Origin of the sequence: Stenotrophomonas sp. PS02289 (assembly GCF_029960115.1) — a bacterium.
GTDB lineage: Bacteria > Pseudomonadota > Gammaproteobacteria > Xanthomonadales > Xanthomonadaceae > Stenotrophomonas.
On record NZ_JASCOZ010000095.1, the window covers coordinates 1 to 16,535 of the forward strand.

The following is a 16,535-nucleotide window of genomic DNA, read 5'->3' on the forward strand; positions in this document are numbered from 1 at the left end:
GGGTACGGGACACGCCTTAAATCTCCAGTTAGGCTCGGGCGGCACATCCATGTGCCTTCACGGTCCCGTACCCCCACCCACCGGCCCCTCGATACGTGGTCGGTGGCCATGGGAAATGCCAGATCAACAGCGGTGTCGATCTGGGGTCATGCGTTACCGAATGTTGGGGGTTTCAGGGCCGTCGTCTGTCGACCGACGCTACCAAGCCGGCACCGCGCGTGGTTTTGATCTTCGATGGCCACCGACGCACTGTCGATGGCGGGTCGGGGTGGGCTGGAGGGGGCGTGAGCCGCATGGATGCGGCGATCGAGGCTACAGGGACGTACTTGCGCCGTCCCCCGGAACGCCCATCCCGAGCCGCCAAACCAGAGAACCGATGACCACCGGCTGTTCGCGACCCGCCCAAACCCTGAACGAACCACTGAACCCGTGAAACCGTCATTCCAGTGTAAAATTCACGGTTTTGACCGGAACCATGGCGAAGAAGCCCCAACCGCCTGTCCCCGGCCCGCCCTTCATTCGATTGCTGGCGGCGCTGGCCGACCGGAATGCCCCGCGTACCAGCCCTGATCTGACCGACCGGCTCAGCCAGTGGATCGACTGGACCCGCGCCGTGGCCCTGTCGCGTGCCCTGGATGGCCGGCTGCCGGCCGCCGCCGAGGCTGAACCCGGTCCGGTTGAACCCCTCCTGGCCGAATGCCAGCGCGTGCGCGACAGCCTGACCCAGGCCATCCAGCAGCCGCCGGCCCCCGGCAAGCCCGAACCGCGTGAAACCATGGCCTGGCGTACCCGCTGCCTGAACCACCAGCGCGCCATGCTGATGGCCAGCGGCCGCCTGCGTGGCCTGCTGCGCGACCGGCTCAGCGCCCTGCCCGACGACCGCGCCCGCCTCGCCGAGGTCGATGCCGTCATGGAACAGGCACTCAGCCCCCGCGAGCAGAGCCTGCTCGCCGCCGTGCCCACCCTGCTCGGCACCCATTTTGAACGCCTGCGCGACGCCGCCAGCGCCGATGACACCGAAGACGGTGTGGATCCCGGCTGGCTGCAGTTGTTCAGGACCGACATGCAGAACGTCCTCATGGCCGAACTGGATGTCCGTTTCCACCCCATCGACGGGCTGCTTGCCGCCCTGCGCGCCCACTGAATTCGTGCCCCTTATGCCCAGAACCGCTCTTCATCTTGTTGTCTTCCTCGCCGGCCTGCTGGCCGTGTGCTGGATCGGGGCCGGCTACATCGGCCATAACGCCGTTGGCGTCGGCGTCGCCCTGGTGATTGCCGCCGGCTACGTCGCCGGTGCGCTTGAACTGCGCCGCTACCGCGCCGATACCGCCGCACTGGAACAGGCCATCGCCGCTGCTGAGACCGCGCCGGCGAACCTGGGCGAATGGCTGCAGCAGGTGCCCGCCAGCCTGCGCAATGCGGTCCGTCTGCGCGTCGAAGGCGAGCGCACCGCCCTGCCCGCACCCACCCTCACGCCCTACTTGGTCGGCCTGCTGGTCCTGCTCGGCATGCTCGGCACCCTGCTGGGCATGATGGCCACCCTGCGTGGCACCGGTCTGGCGCTGGAAAGCGCCACCGACCTGCAGGCCATTCGTGGCTCGCTTGGCGCACCGGTCGAAGGCCTGGCCGTCGCATTCGGTACCTCCATCGCCGGTGTCGCCACCTCGGCCATGCTCGGCCTGCTGTCCGCACTATGCCGACGCGAACGGCTGGGCGTGGTGCAGCAGCTGGATACCCGCATTGCCACCACCCTGCACGTGCACTCGCAGAGCTGGCAGCGTGCCGAAACCTTCCGCCTGCTGCAGGCCCAGGCCGGGCTGCTGCCCGCCCTGGTGGAGCGACTGGAAGCGGTCAGCGCGGCGATTGAGCAGCACAGCGGCAGCACCGGCGAGCGCCTGCTCAGCAGCCAGCAACAGTTCCAACAGTCGGCCGAACACAGCCAGCAGCAACTGGCCAGCGCCCTGCAGCAGACCTTGCAGGACGGCGTGGCGCAGAGCGCACGTGCCGTCGGCGAGGCGCTGCAGCCGCTGATGACGCAGACCCTGGCCGGGCTCAGCGAGCAGAGCACGCAGTTGCAGCACAGCGTGCGCGACGCCGTGCAGGCTCAGCTGGGTGCACTCAGCAGCGGCTTCGAGCAGAGCCAGACCCACGCCCGTGAAACCTGGAACAGCGCCCTGCGCGACCAGCAGCAGGCGCACACCCAGCTGGCGAGCGACCTGCGCGGCACGCTGGAAGGTTTCAGCAGTGCCCAGGGCGAACACAGCCGCCAGTTGCTCGACGCGGTCGCCGCGCGCCTGGACGACACCGCCACGCAATGGAACAGCGCGCAGCAGGCCCAGCAGCAGACCCATGCCGCACTGATCGAACAGCTGCGCGACGCGCTGCGCAGCGCGCACTCCGAGCAGAACGCCCACGCCACCGCACTGGTCGATGCCCTGGCCGCCCACATGCAGGCCAGCGCCGACAGCTCCGCACAGGCGTGGCGTGACACCCTGGCCGGCCAGCAGAGCGTCAACGCGGAACTGGCCGAGCGCAACCAGCAGGCCCTGGCCACCGCCACCGATCGCTTCGACAACCACGCCCGTGCACTCGTGGAAGGCCTGCAGTCGGCCCACACCGGCCTGCAGGACACCCTGGAGGCACGCGATGCGCAGCGCCTGGATACCTGGCGTGATGCGTTCGCCCGTCTTTCCGAGCAACTCGGCCAGCAGTGGGAAGCCAACGGCGCGCAGGTCGCGGCCAGCCAGCAGGTGGTCTGCGAAACCCTGGCCAACACCGCGCAGCAGATCGGCACCCAGGCACAGGACCATGCGCGCGAGACCATCGCCGAGATCTCCCGCTTGGTGACCCTCGCCTCCGAGGCACCCAAGGCGGCCGCCGATGTCGTCGCCGAGCTGCGCCAGAAACTGTCCGACAGCATGGTCCGCGACACCGCCATGCTGGAAGAACGCACCCGCCTGCTGGGGACGCTGGAAACCCTGCTCGACGCGGTCAACCATGCCTCCACCGAACAGCGCACTGCGGTCGACGCGCTGGTGAGCACCTCGGCCGAGCTCCTGGAACGCGTCGGCACGCGGTTTGGCGAGCAGATCAGCAGCGAAGCCGGCAAGCTGGAGAACGCCGCCGCGCAGATCAGCGGCAGTGCGATCGAGGTCGCCAGCCTGGCTGAAGCGTTTGGCAGCGCGATGCACAGCTTCGGCAGTGCCAGCACCGGGCTGGGCGAACAGCTTCAGCAGGTGGCGGGCGCACTGGACGCCTCGATGGCCCGCAGCGATGAGCAGCTGGCCTACTACGTCGCCCAGGCGCGTGAGGTCGTCGACCTGAGCGTGCTCTCGCAGCAGCAGATCATCGAAGAACTGCAGCAGCTGGCGGGCCGTCGTCGCAGCAGCGGGGCCGCCACCGCATGAGCGAGGAGATCGAACTCGACGGCGAGACCGGCACACCGGTTTGGGCCGCGTTCGGCGACCTGATGTCGGTGCTGCTGGGCGCGTTCGTGCTCATTCTGGTGGGCGTGGTCGCGATCCAGCTGGAACTGTCGCAGCGCCTGGACCAGGAAGTAGCCCAGCGCGAAGCCGAGGCCAAGCGCCGCCAGACCCTGGAGCAGGCCCTGGCCGGTCCACTCGCCGCCGGCCGGGTCACCCTGGTGGATGGCCGCATTGGCATCCGTGGCAGCGTGCTGTTCGCGCTCAACTCCGACCAGTTGCAGCCCGAAGGCCGCGAGCTGCTGAAGAGCCTGGCCGCGCCGCTGGCCGGTTACCTGGCGTCGCGCGAGGAGATCCTGATGGTCAGCGGTTTCACCGATGACCAGCCGGTGCGCGACACCAATCGCCAGTTCGCTGACAACTGGGAACTGTCCGCACAGCGCTCGCTCACCGTGACCCGCGCCTTGATCGCCGACGGCGTGCCCTCCGGCTCGGTGTTCGCCGCCGCCTTTGGTGCCGAGCAGCCCGTCGACAGCAACACCAGCGAAGAAGGCCGCTCGCGCAATCGCCGCGTGGAAATGGCACCGATTCCGCGCCCGAAGGCCACCGACGCCGCGGACCACAGCGCCGATGGCCGCTGACGGCCATACCACGCCGGCGCAATTGCAGCGCTGGCGCACGCAGGGACACGACCGCATCGACCCGGTGCAGTTCGCGTTCCTCGAAGCTTTGCAGCAGCGCGCCCACGCCCATGATGGCGCGCTGCGCCGGGTGCTGGACGCCCGCCTGCAGCTGCTGCTGAACGCCTACGCGGCCCGCATTGAAGCGCTGCCCGTGGCGACGGAGGCGACGCCGCAACCGACCGCTACGCTGCGGGAGCTGGCCGCGCCGCGCAATGCCGACTACCCGCAGTTGCCCGCACTCGCTGAATTCCGAGCGATGTGGGCGAACCTGCGCACCCAAAGCCAGGTTCGCCAGACCCTGGCCCAGGAAGCGCCGAGTGACAGTGGTCCGTTGAATTCCAGCATGCTGGTGCACCGCACGCTGGGCTGGATGGGCGAGGTTTCCCCCGGCTATCTGCAGCACTTCCTGGCCTACCTGGACAACCTGGCCTGGCTGGACACGCTGCAGCAGCGTGGCACCCTGCCCAGCCGCGACAGCGGCGCGCCCGGCGCGAAACCCCGCCGACGCACCGCCCGCTAACCGCGCAGAGTCGCGCCCCCGTCCACGTACAGGTCGCTCATGGCGATGTGGCCGGCCTGGTCGGACAGCAGGAACATCACCGCCTGCGCCACGTCGTCCGGCTGCGCCAGCTTGCCCAGTGGAATACCCGCCTTGAAGGTCTCCGGCGTGCCGGCAATGACGCGCTGCGCGCCCTGATCGTCTGCCCACATGCCGGTCTGCATCGGCGTCAGCGTCGACCCCGGTGCCACGATGTTGCAGCGGATGCCATGCGGGGCCAGTTCCAGTCCCAGGCAGCGGGTGAACATGGTGGCGGCGGCTTTGGAGGCCGCATAGGCCGCCATGCCGTGGCGTGGTACACCCGCCGCGTTCGAGCTGACCGTGACGATGGCTCCACGCCGCCGCGGCGTCATCACCCGCGCCAGCGCCCGTCCCAGATGAAACACGCCATCGGTGTTGACCGCGAACACGCTGCGCCACTGTGCATCGCTGATGCCGGTCACTTCACCGACCTGCAGCACACCGGCCACGTTTACACCGAAGCCGATCGGGCCGAGCTCAGCCTCCACCGCGCTCACCCGCGCATCGACCGCTGCGGCATCGCTCACATCGAGCGCGTACGCATGCAGATGTGGATGGGTCGCCCGCACCGGTACGTCACGGTCAGTCGCCACCACCACCGCACCGCTGTCCAGCAGCAGCTGCACCAGCGCCGCGCCAATGCCGCCTGCCGCGCCGGTCACCAGCGCCACGGTGCCGTCGAATCCGGTCAGTTTCATGCCGTGGAGTCCTCGTCTGAATCGAAATCGGAAAGCTGCCGTGACAGCCACGGAGCCAGCTGCGCGACCGCATCACGCCCGGTGAGTTCGCTGTGCAGGAAAGGCAGCGGCAGCGTCTCCACGCGGGTCGCGTGCACCTGCCACAGCGATGACTGCAGCTGCGGACGCTGCACATGGTCGCGCGCCGCACGCACATGCACCAGCGCGCCATCGTAGTGGCGATGGTGATGCTCACGGATCAGCCGGTTGGTACCGGTCACCGCGCGGACCACGCCGTCCAGCACGGCGTCCGGCAGATGGCCCAAGGCACTGTCGCCGCGACGCAGGAAGTTCACGATGCGCTCGCGGCTGTCCAGTTCCGGATGACCGTCCGGGTCGTAGCCGGCAATGGCCAGCAGCGCCCGCAACGCCGCCACCGGGTTCGGTTCGGGCTCTGCCCGCCAGCATTCAGCGGGATAGGCATCCAGCAGCACCAGTGCACCCACCGCGCGGCCCTGCGACTGCAGATGCACGGCAATGGCCTGGGCGATGATGCCGCCGACCGACCAGCCGAGCAGATGCACCGGCCCCTGCGGTTGCCGTTCGACGATGCGTGCGGCGTACTGCGCTGCCAGCGCGTCAATGCTGTGCGGCAGCGGTGCAGCAGGGTCGAGTACCGGCGACTGCAGACCGAGCACCGGGCGCGCAGGCCGCAGCGCATTGGCCAGCTCGCGGTAATTCCAGGCAATGCCGCCGGCGGGATGGATCACGAACAATGGTGCCCTGCCCGCTTCGCCCTGGGCCAGGGTGATCAGCGGACCCAGACCGTGATCGGTTTCCGCCGCCGGCGCATCCAGACGCGCGGCCAGCGCGGCAACCGTGGGGTGCTCGAACACGCTGCCCAGACCCGGGTCCTGCGCCCAGTGCTGTTGGATCTCCAGCAGCAGCCGCACCGCACTCAGCGAATCACCGCCCAGCGCGAAGAAGTCCGCGTCCGCGTCCACCGGGGCGGACAACGCCAGCACCTGCGCGAACAACCGCGCCAGCACACGTTCGCTGTCCGTCGCCGGGGCGCGCCCTGCCGCCACCTGCATCGGCGGCGCAGGCAGCGCGTCACGATCCAGCTTTCCATTGGCGGTGACCGGCCAGTGATCGACGGTCACGAAGGCTGACGGCACCATGTAATCAGGCAGTTGCTGCATCGCGTGCTGGCGCAGGGCCGCGGGGTCGAGGGCGGTGCCAGAGACATAGGCCACCAGCATTGCCTCGCGCAGCAGCACCGCCACCCGGGCGACCGCCGGAACCGCACGCAGGACGGCCTCGATCTCACCCAGCTCGATGCGCAGACCGCGCAGCTTCACCTGGTGGTCGCTGCGCCCCAGGTATTCCACGGCACCGTCGCGACGCCAGCGTGCCCGGTCGCCAGTGCGGTACATCCGCGCACCCGGTACATGCGGGTCGTCGATGAAGCGTTCGGCGGTCAAGTCATCACGCCCCAGGTAGCCGCGTGCCAGCTGCACCCCGCCCAGATACAGATCACCGGGCACGCCGTCGGGCACCGCGCGCAGCTGTGCATCCAGCACGTAAAGACGGGTGTTCCAGACCGGGTAGCCGATCGGTACCGGCTGCGAGGTGTCCTCGGCGCTGGCCGGCCACCAGCTCACATCCACGGCCGCCTCGGTGGGGCCATACAGGTTGTGCAGCTGTGCCTGCATGCGCGCATGGAAACGGTCGCGCAACGACGCCTCCAGCGCTTCGCCGCTGGTGAACACCTGGCGCAGCGAAAGCCCCTGCGATTCCGGCACGGCCAGGAAGGCGTCCAGCATCGAGGGCACGAAGTGCAGCGTGCTGATCCGGGCGCTGCGGATCAGCCGCGCCAGCGCCTGCGGGTCGCGATGTACCTCAGGGGCCGCGATCACCAGCGTGCCACCGCTGATCAACGGCAGGAAGAACTCCCACACCGACACATCGAAGGTGGCCGGCGTCTTCTGCAAAACCCGCTCGGCGGCCCCGAAGCCGTAGTGATGCCGCATCCACTGCAGACGATTGACGATGGCGCGGTGCTCCACCAGCACGCCCTTGGGTTCACCGGTGGAGCCGGAGGTGAAAATCACATAGGCCGCGTCTGCAGGCTGCACGGTGTCAGGCAGCGCGTCCGATGCGTGCTCCGCCCAGTCCGCCGGGGTCAGCACGGGCAGCCCGCCGAAGCGCGCTGCGGCCTCCGCTTCGGCGAGCACGCAGACCGGTTGGCCAATTTCCAGCACCCGACGCAGGCGCGCATCCGGATGCGACAGATCCACCGGCAGGTAAGCCGCGCCTGCCCGCAGCACCGCCACCAGCGCCACCAGCAGCGACAGCGAACGCGGCAGCGCCACCACCACGCGACTCTCACGCGCCACGCCACACGCGCGCAACTGCAACGCCAGCGCCCGGCTGCGCGCCTCCAGTGCCGCGTAGCTGAGCGACTCGCCCTCGAATTCCAGCGCGTTGGCATCCGGCGTGGCCTGCATCTGCGCCAGCAACAGCGCCGTCAGCGAAACATCATCGACCGCATGCGTGGTGGCGTTGACTGCATGCAGCCAGTGCTGCACCTCGTCCTGGGTGGCCAGCGGGATGTCCCCCATGCAGCCCCCCTCGCCCAGCACGCGCAGCGCCTGTGCCACGAAATGCGGAAGGCGCGCGGCATGCGCCGCCATCGCGATGCGGTCGAACAGAGCCGGGTTCGCCTCGATCTCCAGCTGCAGGCCGGGCACGGCATCGCCACGGAAGCCGAAGGTGATCTCGTCGACCGGCCCGGTCCCCAGAATCTCCAGCGTCGCCTTGGCCCCCTGCCACGGTAACGGCCGATAGAACGGTTGCACGTTCACCAGCGGCCCATGCAGGCGATGCTGGCGGCCGACCCACCCCAGGTCGCGACGCAACTGCTCGCCGCGGTAGCGGCCATGTCGACGTCCACGCACCAGGTCGCGCACGGTCTCGCGCAGGTAAGCTTCCACGGTGTCCTGGTCACGTGCACGTGTGCGCAACGGCAGCACGTTCATCACCATCGCGGGCACCCGCGCCGATACGCTGCCCAACCGCCCCATGCTGGGCACGCCCAGCACCGCTTCGTCCTGTGCGGTCATGCGCTGGCAATAGGCCGCGACCAGCGCGGTCAGCAGGTCCGGCCACGGTTGGCCGATCTGCGCGGCAGCGGCGTGCAGCGCGGCACACAGGTCCGTCGGCACCGGCCAGACACCGCGCAACGCATCCGCCGCTGGCGGGGCCGCGCTGCCCGCCTCCGCCGGCACCGCATCGGACAGGTAGGTCTGCCACCACGCCGCGTCGGCACTGCGCCGCTCGCTGCTGCGGTAGGCAGCGTCCTCGTCCAGTACCGGCGACCAGGGCTGCAGGGTCGCCTGCGCCAGCTCCCCGGCATACAGCGCACAGAGGCGCTCGCCCAGCAGCGCCATGCCGTAACCATCGGTGGCCAGGTGATGCACCCGCAGGTACCAGACATGCTGCTGCGGGCCCAGCACGAACAAGCGCTGCTGCGCGATACGATCGCGCTGCGGGTCCGCCGGGGTCAGCCGGTCCCGGTCCATCGCATCACGCGCCGCCTGCGCCGGGTCCGCTGTGCTGGACAGGTCCACCACCTGCAGGCGCGGCACATGCGCGAGGTCGAGCCACTGCTCCGGCAGGCCATCGGCACGCTCGGCAAAGCGCAGCGCCAGCGCACCCGCCTCCACCGCCATCTGGTCCGCGGCGGTCACGAAGCGCGCGATGTCCAACACGCCGTCGAACCACACCGCATGTGCGGTGTTGAACGCCGCCGGTGCGGCCGCCAGTCGCTGCGCGTACCACAGACCGGTCTGTGCCTCGCTCAAGGCATGCCGGCGCACCGCGTCCTCGGCGGCAGCGACCGCATGTCCGCTCATGCCGGGGTGAGACCCTGCAGGCGCTGCACCACGTTCCACCATGCGCGCAGCGTGGTGTGCTCGGCCAGATGACCGAACTCCAGCGGAATGCCGGTGTTGCCCCAGGCCAGCACCAGGCCGAGCACACGCATCGAATCCAACCCCAGGTCCATCAGGTGATCGTCGTCACCCACCACGTCGGGGGTTTCGCCGAGCATGCCGGCGATGTCGGCGCGCATGCGCTCGAGGGTCAGCGGGGTCGTATCGGTGGTCATGCCAGTTGCTCCAACAGGGTGTCGGTGGTCAACGGCACGCCGGTGGTGCGGGCGATCCAGTGCAGCGCCAGGTCGTGGTCGGCGCGCGAGAAATCGGCCACCGCATCGGCGGCGATGAAGGCTTCGATATCCCGCTGGAACGCCTCACTCACCGTGGCAGCGCAGCCGATGTGCGCGTAGACGCCGGTCACCAGCAGCTGGTCGCGGCCACGCGCACGCATCATCGTTTCCAGGTTGCTGCGCTGGAACGCGCTGTAGCGGTGCTTCACCAGCACGTGGTCGCCGGCTACCGGAGCCAACGCGTCGATGATGGTTTCGTGTTCGGCAATGGCCTGCATGCCCGGCCCCCACAGGTCGGCCTGCAAGCCGCGGTCGCGGCGGTCCTGGTTGCCGCGCTGCGCGGTGTAGAACACCGGAATACCGCGCTGGCGGCAGTGCTGCAGCAGGCGGGCGATGTTGGCAATGGCGGGGGCCAGGGGGCTGGCATCGGCGGCGAATGCGGCCAGGAAGTACTGCTGCATGTCATGCACCAGCAGCGCGGCGCGCTCAGGTTTCAGCGTCCACGGTCCACGCGGCGCAGGCAGTTCCGCTGCAACCGGCAGCGGATAGGGAGCGATTTTCGGCAGCGCCATCAGCGCGGTTCTCCAGTCTGTTGCAGATGATGGTCGCGCAGCTGCGCACGCAGCTCGCGACGGCTGATCTTACCCACGGCGGTGGTGCCGAACGCTGGCACGAACACGACCTGGTCAGGCACCTTGAACGCGGCCACGCCACGCCCGCGTACCCAGGCCTTGAGCTGGGCGGCGGTGGGCGCTTCGCCCTGGGCGATCACAAAGGCACAGCTGCGCTCGCCCAGGTAGGGATCCGGAATCGAGACCACCGCCGCATCGAACACAGCACTGTGGGCGAGCAGATGGTCCTCGATTTCCTCGGCGGAGATTTTCTCGCCCGCACGGTTGATGTGGTCACCGGCACGCCCCTGCACCACCAGATAGCCCCCCGGCAGCTGCTGCACGCGGTCGCCGGTGCGGTAGAAGCCGTCTTCGGTGAACGAACGCGCATTGGCACCCGGGTCGTTGTGATACGACCCGATGGTGTATGGGCCGCGCGTAAGCAGATGCCCTACTTCGCCCGGGGCCACCGGGTGCCCATGGTCGTCCAGCACCAGCACCTCGTCGTCCGGCGAAATCGGCCGTCCCTGCGTGCCCAGCACGATGTCTTCGGCATCATGCAGACGGGTGTAGTTGACCAGCCCCTCGGCCATGCCGAACACCTGCTGCAACCGGCAGCCCAGCCCATCCACCACGCGGCGCGCGGCTTCCGGTACCAGCTTGGCTCCGCCGACCTGCATCACCTTCAGGCTGGACAGATCGTGCGCGCTGGACGGGGCCGCCTGCGCCCACAACAGCGCCAGCGGTGGCACCAGCCCCACGCAGCTCACCTGCTCGCGCGCGATCAGCGGGAACGCCGCGTCCGGACCCGGACCCGGGCTCAGCACGACCCGCGCGCCGGCATACAACGCGCCAAGGAAGCCAGGCGAGCTCATCGGGAAGTTGTGGGCCGCGGGCAGCGCGACCATGTACACCGTGCTTCGATTGATCGCGCAGATCTCGTTGCTGGCACGCACCGAATACAGGTAATCGTCGTGGGTGCGCGGAATCAGCTTGGACAGACCGGTGCTGCCACCGGACAGCTGCAGGAAAGCCACCGACTGCGGGTCCGGGTCGGACGGCAGCGTGGTCGCGTCCCCTTCCAGCGACGCCACGGTGGCGAATTCCTCACCCTCGCCGCTGATCAGCACGTGCTGCAACGCGGGCCGCGCGGCCTGCAGTTCGCGTGCCAGCGTGCGGTAGTCGAAGCCTTCGTACTGCGCGCTGGCGATGTAGGCGCTGGCCTGGGCTTTGTCCAGCACGTGGCTGACTTCGGTGAACCGATGCGCCGGCAAGGCATACACCGGAATCAGACCGGCGCGGAACAGCCCGAACACCACCGCGATGAAATCGGCGGTGTTGCCCAGCTGCACCACCACCCGGTCACCCGGGTGCAGCCCGCACGCCAGCAGACCGGCCCCGATGCGCCCGGCGTACTGCCAGAGCTGCGCATAGGTCAGCCGCACCTCACCGCCGATCACCGCGAGGTCATCGGCGTACGTCGCGGCACGTTCGCGCAACATGCCCGGCAGGGTTTCGCCCCGCCAGTAGCCGGCAGCGCGGTAACGCGCCACGCGTGCCGCCGGCCAGGTCTGCGCCAGTGGCAGGCGCGCGTGCGCGTCATTGGAGTGCATCATCATGAATCTGTTCCCATTGACGGCGCGCTGCCGACCCCGAGGGCGGTCAACAGTGCACCAAATTTGGCAGCGGTTTCGGCGACTTCCAGCGCAGGCTGCGAACCGGACACAATGCCCGCGCCCGCGAACACCTGCGCCTGCGCGCCCTGCACGCGCGCACAGCGGATCGCCACATACCATTCGCCATCGCCGTCAGCGTCCATCCAGCCCACGGCACCGGCGTAGAAGCCACGGGGATTCGGTTCGAGCCGGCGAATGCTGTACATCGCATCGTCACGCGGGGTGCCACAGACCGCCGGGGTGGGATGCAGCGCCGCCAGCAGCTCGGCCACCGGCGTGGACGGGTCGCGCAGCGTGGCTTCAATGCGCGTGCCCAGATGCCACATGCTGGCGGTGGAATGCAGTTCCGGCCGCTGCGGCGCGCGGATGTCGCGGCACCAGGGCGTGAGCGCTTCGACAATCGCCTCGACCACATACCGGTGCTCGTCATGATCCTTGGCCGAGCCCAGCAGCGCCTGCGCGGCGGCCGCGTCTTCGGTCGGATCCGCGCTGCGACGGGCCGAGCCGGCCAACGGATGCGAGCACACCCGCAGTCCCTGCCGCGACACCAGCAGTTCCGGACTGGCACCGACCAGCCACGCCGGCGGCCGGCTCGGGTCCTCGGGCAGCGCCGCGACGAACGGAGCCACGCCGGCGTCCTGGCCGAGGCGCAGCGCCAACGCATGCGGGTCAATCGCCCCGGTGGCGCTGACGTGCAGGCTGCGGGCCAGCACCACCTTGCGCAACGGCGTATACGGGTTGTCCAGCGTCTCCAGGGCCCGTTCCACCGCATTGGCATACGTCTCCGGGGACGGTTCGCTGCGGATGTCACCGACGAAAGCGGGCGTGGGATGCGGGTGGGACGGTAACGCCGTCAGCAACGAAACCGGCTGGTACAGCGCATCCAGTGCCGTCGGATCGAACGGCAGCGCGCCCACCAGCAGCGGCAGGCCGGTCGGAGCGGCGTTGAAGAAGGCGCTCACCCGCGCCGGCAACGTCGCGGTGCCACCGGCAGGCAGCATCGCGCGGCAGCCACGGGCATCCAGCGTGCGCGTGCCCGTGCGCAGCAGAAAACCCGGCGCGGCCTCGTCCAGTTCGATGCCCCCGAATGCGTCGTCGTTCGCGCTGGTGGCGTACAAAGCCTCACTCATGGCGCGCGCCTCGCATGCAGTGCCGCAGCAACCGACAGCGCCAGCAGCAGCACCCCCACCAGCAGGTAAGGCAGGGGCGGTGCCACCCGATACAGCAGGGTGCCGACCATCGGCCCGATCACCATGCCCAGACCCTGCACCGAGGCTACCGCACCGGCAGCCGCCCCCTGCTCATGTGCGTCCACCGAATCGGCGGCCAGCGCCTGGAACGAGGGGAACACGAAACCCATGCCGAAGGCGGCCAGCGCGTAGGTCGCCAGCAGCTGCCACGGCACCTGCACCAGCGACACCGAGGCGAAGCCCACGCCCGAGATCAGCGCGCCAATGGCGATCCAGCGCCGTGGCGGCACGCCCTTGAGTTTCATCACGCCGATCTGCGCCAGGATCAGCCCGACACCCACTGCGGTCAGTGCCAGCCCGGCCATGCGTGCGCCGTCGGCCGGACTCAAGCGCAAGCGGTCAATGGCGAAGAAGCCGACCGTCACCTGCGCGATGGTCACCGAGATCATCGCCAGAAACACCGCCAGTACCGGCAGCCGCAGTCGTGCGTCATGCCACGCCAGCCGGCTGCGCGGGCGGTCTGGAGTGGCTGCCGGTGGCGTGGCCGACGGCAGGCCCCATGCGACCGCCCCCAGCGACAGCAGTGGCAGCAGCGCGGCCAGATAGAGGGTCAACGACAGATTCTGGTAAGCCACCCAGCCAGCGGCGGCCGGGCCCACCACCATGCCCAGCGCATTGGCGCTTCCCAGCTTGGCCATCACGCCGGCGCGTTCGCCGGGGGGCGCTGCATCGGCCACCAGCGCTGCGGCGGTCGGCGGGACGGCGGCATAGAACAGCCCCACCAGCGCACGTGTGCCCACCAGCGCCAGCACCGACAGCCACACCGCCGGCGGCGAGCGCAGCGCGGTGTCCACGAACACCGCCATCACGATATAGATCAGCGCATAAGCCAACAGCGCGATCACCAGCACGCGCTTGCGACCGATCCGGTCGCTGAGCCCACCCCAGGGGCGTGCGGAGAGCATCCATAACACCCCCGCCGCCGTGACCGACAACCCCGCGTGCCATTCGGACAAGCCGAGCAGGCGCACCACCGGACCGACCACCGCCACGAACGACATCATGGCCATCGTGCCCGCCAGGGCCGCGAACACCAGCGCAGGCAAGCCAGGAACAGAGGGAGTTGAACGCATCACGCACCACAGCCGAACAGGAAGGAACGCGCCCCGCGTGAAGCGGAGCGACGGAACAATTCGGCTGGGCCAATGCAGGCATCGGCGTGGCTATGTGCGCAAATGATAACAGCTCTCATTTGTCGTCACACACCAACTTTCCACACATTGACGTCGATCAACCCCTGCGCGCGCCAAGATCGGTAGGCTGGACCCACTCCTCCCCCAAGGACGCGCACCATGCAATCCACTCCCCTGCCCCCACAACTGGGCGACGCCCACGCCATCGACCTGCAGATCATCAGCCTGATGGGCGAACTCTGGAGCGGTGAGGTCCGTGAAGTCAGCCTGCCCGGCAGTGAAGGGCGTTTCGGCGTGATGGCCCGCCACGCGCCCCTGCTGAGCACCCTGCGCGAAGGCATGGTCTCGGTGTTTCCAGCCAGCAGCGAGCCGCCACTGCACGTGTACGTGTCCGGCGGCTATGTCGAAGTGCAGCCCGGCAAGGTGATCGTGCTGGCCGACCTGGCCCTGCGCGGCGAAGACCTGGACAAGGCCCGTGCCGACGCTGCCCGCCAGGCCGCCAGTTCGCCGATGGCGCAGGACTTCACCGATGACGGCTACGCCAGGCTGCACGCCGAACTGATGCTGCAGCGCCTGCAGAACCTGCGCCAGTTACCGCCCCGGTAATCCGGCGGCCTCCTCGTAGCGCCGGGCGCTGCCCGGCAATCTGGACCCCACCATGCTTGCCTCGCTCAAGGCCCTGTTCCGCTACTTCAACAACGCCGTTCCGTTCCGCCTGGTACCGGCGCTGATCACCACCGCAGTGCTGTTCACCCTGTTGCTGCTGCCCTGCCCAGACGGCCTCACCCCCAAGGCGTGGGGGCTGGTGGCAATCTTCCTGACCACGATCGTGGCGATCATCCTGAAGGTGATGCCGATCGGCGTGATGGCGATGATGGCCATCGTCATCGTCTCGCTTTCCCAGGTGACGAACACCTCGTCCAAGGGCGCGATCACCGATGCACTGAGCAGCTTCGCCAGCCCGCTGATCTGGTTGATCGTGGTCGCCATCCTGATCTCGCGCGGACTGAAGAAAACCGGGTTGGGCAGCCGCATCGGCCTGATGTTCATCGCCCTGCTCGGCAAGCGCACGGTCGGCATCGGTTACGGGCTGACGGTCTGCGAACTGGTGCTGGCCCCGTTCACGCCCAGCAACACGGCGCGCGGCGGCGGCATCGTGCACCCGATCATGCGCTCGATCGCCAATGCCTTTGAATCTGACCCGGCCAAGGGTACCCAGGGCAAGGTCGGCACCTATCTGGCGCTGGTGAATTACCACGCCAACCCGATCACCTCGGCGATGTTCCTCACCGCCACGGCACCGAATCCGCTGGTGGTGGATTTCGTGGCCAAGGCGACCAACCAGCAGTTCCACCTGAGCTGGACCACCTGGGCGTTGTGCATGCTGTTGCCGGGGCTGGTGTGCCTGCTGCTGATGCCGCTGGTGGTCTACCTGTTGTCGCCACCAGAACTGAAACACACGCCGAACGCCGTGGATTTCGCCAAGGGCGAATTGCAGCAGATGGGCCCGCTCAGCGGCAAGGAAAAGGTCATGATGGGGACCTTCGGCCTGCTGCTGGTGCTGTGGGCCAACATTCCCGCCATGATCTTCGGCCCTGCCTTCACCCTGGACCCCACGGTGGTCGCGTTCCTGGGGCTGTTCGTGCTGATCATCACCGGCACCATCGACTGGGATGACGTGCTCTCTGAAAAGAGCGCCTGGGACACACTGATCTGGTTCGGCGCGCTGGTGATGATGGCCGAACAGCTGAACAAGCTCGGCGTGATCACCTGGTTCTCGGAGGGCATGAAGAATGCCATCGTCGCCAGCGGCATGGGTTGGCAGGCCATTGCCGCGGTGCTGGTGCTGGCGTTTGTGTTCTCGCATTACTTGTTTGCCAGTACCACCGCACATATCAGCGCGATGCTGCTGGCCTTCCTGGGCGTGGGCGCGCTGTTGATTCCGGCCGACTACGTGATTCCCTTCATGCTGATGATGACCGCCGGCTCGGCGATCATGATGACGCTGACCCACTACGCCACCGGCACCTCGCCGATCATCTTCGGCAGCGGCTACGTCACCTTGGGCACGTGGTGGCGGGTCGGGTTCGTGATGTGCGTGTTCGAGCTGCTGGTGTTCGCCACCGTGGGTGTCGCATGGTGGAAAGTCCTGGGCCATTGGTGACAGGTACCGCGCATCACGGGTAGGTGCCGACCGTTGGTCGGCACCCCCCCGGGGGTGCGGCAACCGGGCACCTTGCCCCACCCTCAACCCGACATATGATGTTGACGG

The 16,535-nt window shown here is 68.5% G+C and carries 13 protein-coding genes; 6 read left to right on the plus strand and 7 right to left on the minus strand.

The features are described 5' to 3' along the window. Window positions 1-463: 463 nt before the first annotated feature. From QMX83_RS13720 to QMX83_RS13735, 4 genes are read left to right on the plus strand one after another with little or no spacing between them, the layout of a single operon-like run. Window positions 464-1,144, plus strand: a complete 681-nt coding sequence (locus QMX83_RS13720) for a DUF3348 family protein (protein ID WP_282297206.1) — start codon at window positions 464-466, stop codon at window positions 1,142-1,144. 13 nt (window positions 1,145-1,157) lie between these two features. Then, window positions 1,158-3,407, plus strand: a complete 2,250-nt coding sequence (locus tag QMX83_RS13725) for a DUF802 domain-containing protein (protein WP_282297207.1) — start codon at window positions 1,158-1,160, stop codon at window positions 3,405-3,407. Beyond that, window positions 3,404-4,063: an OmpA family protein gene (locus QMX83_RS13730; RefSeq protein WP_282297208.1), complete on the plus strand. Its 660-nt coding sequence runs from the start codon at window positions 3,404-3,406 to the stop codon at window positions 4,061-4,063. Before QMX83_RS13725 ends, QMX83_RS13730 begins: the two co-directional genes overlap by 4 nt. Further along, the gene (locus tag QMX83_RS13735; protein ID WP_282297209.1) at window positions 4,053-4,625 is read left to right on the plus strand and encodes a DUF2894 domain-containing protein; all 573 of its coding nucleotides are present in this window, start codon (window positions 4,053-4,055) and stop codon (window positions 4,623-4,625) included. Before QMX83_RS13730 ends, QMX83_RS13735 begins: the two co-directional genes overlap by 11 nt. On the opposite strand, the gene QMX83_RS13740 is transcribed toward QMX83_RS13735, so the two are convergent. Genes QMX83_RS13740 through QMX83_RS13770 form a run of 7 tightly spaced genes read right to left on the minus strand, consistent with a single transcriptional unit; the run spans window position 4,622 to window position 14,203 of the window. Beyond that, the gene (locus QMX83_RS13740) at window positions 4,622-5,383 is read right to left on the minus strand and encodes a 2,3-dihydro-2,3-dihydroxybenzoate dehydrogenase (protein WP_282297210.1); all 762 of its coding nucleotides are present in this window, start codon (window positions 5,381-5,383) and stop codon (window positions 4,622-4,624) included. The two genes, QMX83_RS13735 and QMX83_RS13740, sit on opposite strands and share 4 nt — an antisense overlap. Next, window positions 5,380-9,279 carry an amino acid adenylation domain-containing protein gene (locus QMX83_RS13745; protein ID WP_282297211.1) on the minus strand — a complete coding sequence of 1,300 codons (3,900 nt, stop codon included), beginning with the start codon at window positions 9,277-9,279 and terminating at the stop codon, window positions 5,380-5,382. Before QMX83_RS13745 ends, QMX83_RS13740 begins: the two co-directional genes overlap by 4 nt. Then, window positions 9,276-9,533, minus strand: a complete 258-nt coding sequence (locus QMX83_RS13750; RefSeq protein ID WP_282297212.1) for a phosphopantetheine-binding protein — start codon at window positions 9,531-9,533, stop codon at window positions 9,276-9,278. Before QMX83_RS13750 ends, QMX83_RS13745 begins: the two co-directional genes overlap by 4 nt. Beyond that, window positions 9,530-10,165 carry an isochorismatase family protein gene (locus tag QMX83_RS13755; RefSeq protein WP_282297213.1) on the minus strand — a complete coding sequence of 212 codons (636 nt, stop codon included), beginning with the start codon at window positions 10,163-10,165 and terminating at the stop codon, window positions 9,530-9,532. Before QMX83_RS13755 ends, QMX83_RS13750 begins: the two co-directional genes overlap by 4 nt. Beyond that, window positions 10,165-11,817 (minus strand): AMP-binding protein, encoded by a 1,653-nt coding sequence (locus tag QMX83_RS13760; protein WP_282297218.1) that lies wholly within the window; start codon window positions 11,815-11,817, stop codon window positions 10,165-10,167. The genes QMX83_RS13755 and QMX83_RS13760 overlap by 1 nt, the downstream gene beginning before the upstream one ends. A 2-nt stretch (window positions 11,818-11,819) precedes the next feature. Further along, window positions 11,820-13,010: an isochorismate synthase gene (locus QMX83_RS13765; protein WP_282297214.1), complete on the minus strand. Its 1,191-nt coding sequence runs from the start codon at window positions 13,008-13,010 to the stop codon at window positions 11,820-11,822. Continuing rightward, window positions 13,007-14,203, minus strand: coding sequence for an MFS transporter (locus QMX83_RS13770; protein WP_282297215.1), 1,197 nt, complete (start codon window positions 14,201-14,203; stop codon window positions 13,007-13,009). Before QMX83_RS13770 ends, QMX83_RS13765 begins: the two co-directional genes overlap by 4 nt. A 219-nt stretch (window positions 14,204-14,422) precedes the next feature. Between QMX83_RS13770 and atpC the strand changes: the two genes are divergently transcribed. Both atpC and QMX83_RS13780 read left to right on the plus strand, forming a co-directional pair. After that, on the plus strand, window positions 14,423-14,869 hold the full coding sequence (atpC, locus tag QMX83_RS13775; RefSeq protein WP_282297216.1) for an ATP synthase F1 subunit epsilon: 447 nt from the start codon (window positions 14,423-14,425) through the stop codon (window positions 14,867-14,869). A gap of 52 nt (window positions 14,870-14,921) precedes the next feature. Continuing rightward, on the plus strand, window positions 14,922-16,427 hold the full coding sequence (locus tag QMX83_RS13780; protein ID WP_282297217.1) for a DASS family sodium-coupled anion symporter: 1,506 nt from the start codon (window positions 14,922-14,924) through the stop codon (window positions 16,425-16,427). The last annotated feature ends 108 nt before the right edge of the window (window positions 16,428-16,535 follow it).

Coding starts and splice junctions, on each gene's coding strand:
- QMX83_RS13730 (WP_282297208.1), top strand. CDS start 3,404: ATGAGCGAGGAGATCGAACTCGACGGCGAGACCGGCACACCGGTTTGG.
- QMX83_RS13770 (WP_282297215.1), bottom strand. CDS start 14,203: ATGCGTTCAACTCCCTCTGTTCCTGGCTTGCCTGCGCTGGTGTTCGCG.
- QMX83_RS13745 (WP_282297211.1), bottom strand. CDS start 9,279: ATGAGCGGACATGCGGTCGCTGCCGCCGAGGACGCGGTGCGCCGGCAT.
- QMX83_RS13780 (WP_282297217.1), top strand. CDS start 14,922: ATGCTTGCCTCGCTCAAGGCCCTGTTCCGCTACTTCAACAACGCCGTT.
- QMX83_RS13725 (WP_282297207.1), top strand. CDS start 1,158: ATGCCCAGAACCGCTCTTCATCTTGTTGTCTTCCTCGCCGGCCTGCTG.
- QMX83_RS13755 (WP_282297213.1), bottom strand. CDS start 10,165: ATGGCGCTGCCGAAAATCGCTCCCTATCCGCTGCCGGTTGCAGCGGAA.
- atpC (WP_282297216.1), top strand. CDS start 14,423: ATGCAATCCACTCCCCTGCCCCCACAACTGGGCGACGCCCACGCCATC.
- QMX83_RS13750 (WP_282297212.1), bottom strand. CDS start 9,533: ATGACCACCGATACGACCCCGCTGACCCTCGAGCGCATGCGCGCCGAC.
- QMX83_RS13760 (WP_282297218.1), bottom strand. CDS start 11,817: ATGCACTCCAATGACGCGCACGCGCGCCTGCCACTGGCGCAGACCTGG.
- QMX83_RS13740 (WP_282297210.1), bottom strand. CDS start 5,383: ATGAAACTGACCGGATTCGACGGCACCGTGGCGCTGGTGACCGGCGCG.
- QMX83_RS13735 (WP_282297209.1), top strand. CDS start 4,053: ATGGCCGCTGACGGCCATACCACGCCGGCGCAATTGCAGCGCTGGCGC.
- QMX83_RS13765 (WP_282297214.1), bottom strand. CDS start 13,010: ATGAGTGAGGCTTTGTACGCCACCAGCGCGAACGACGACGCATTCGGG.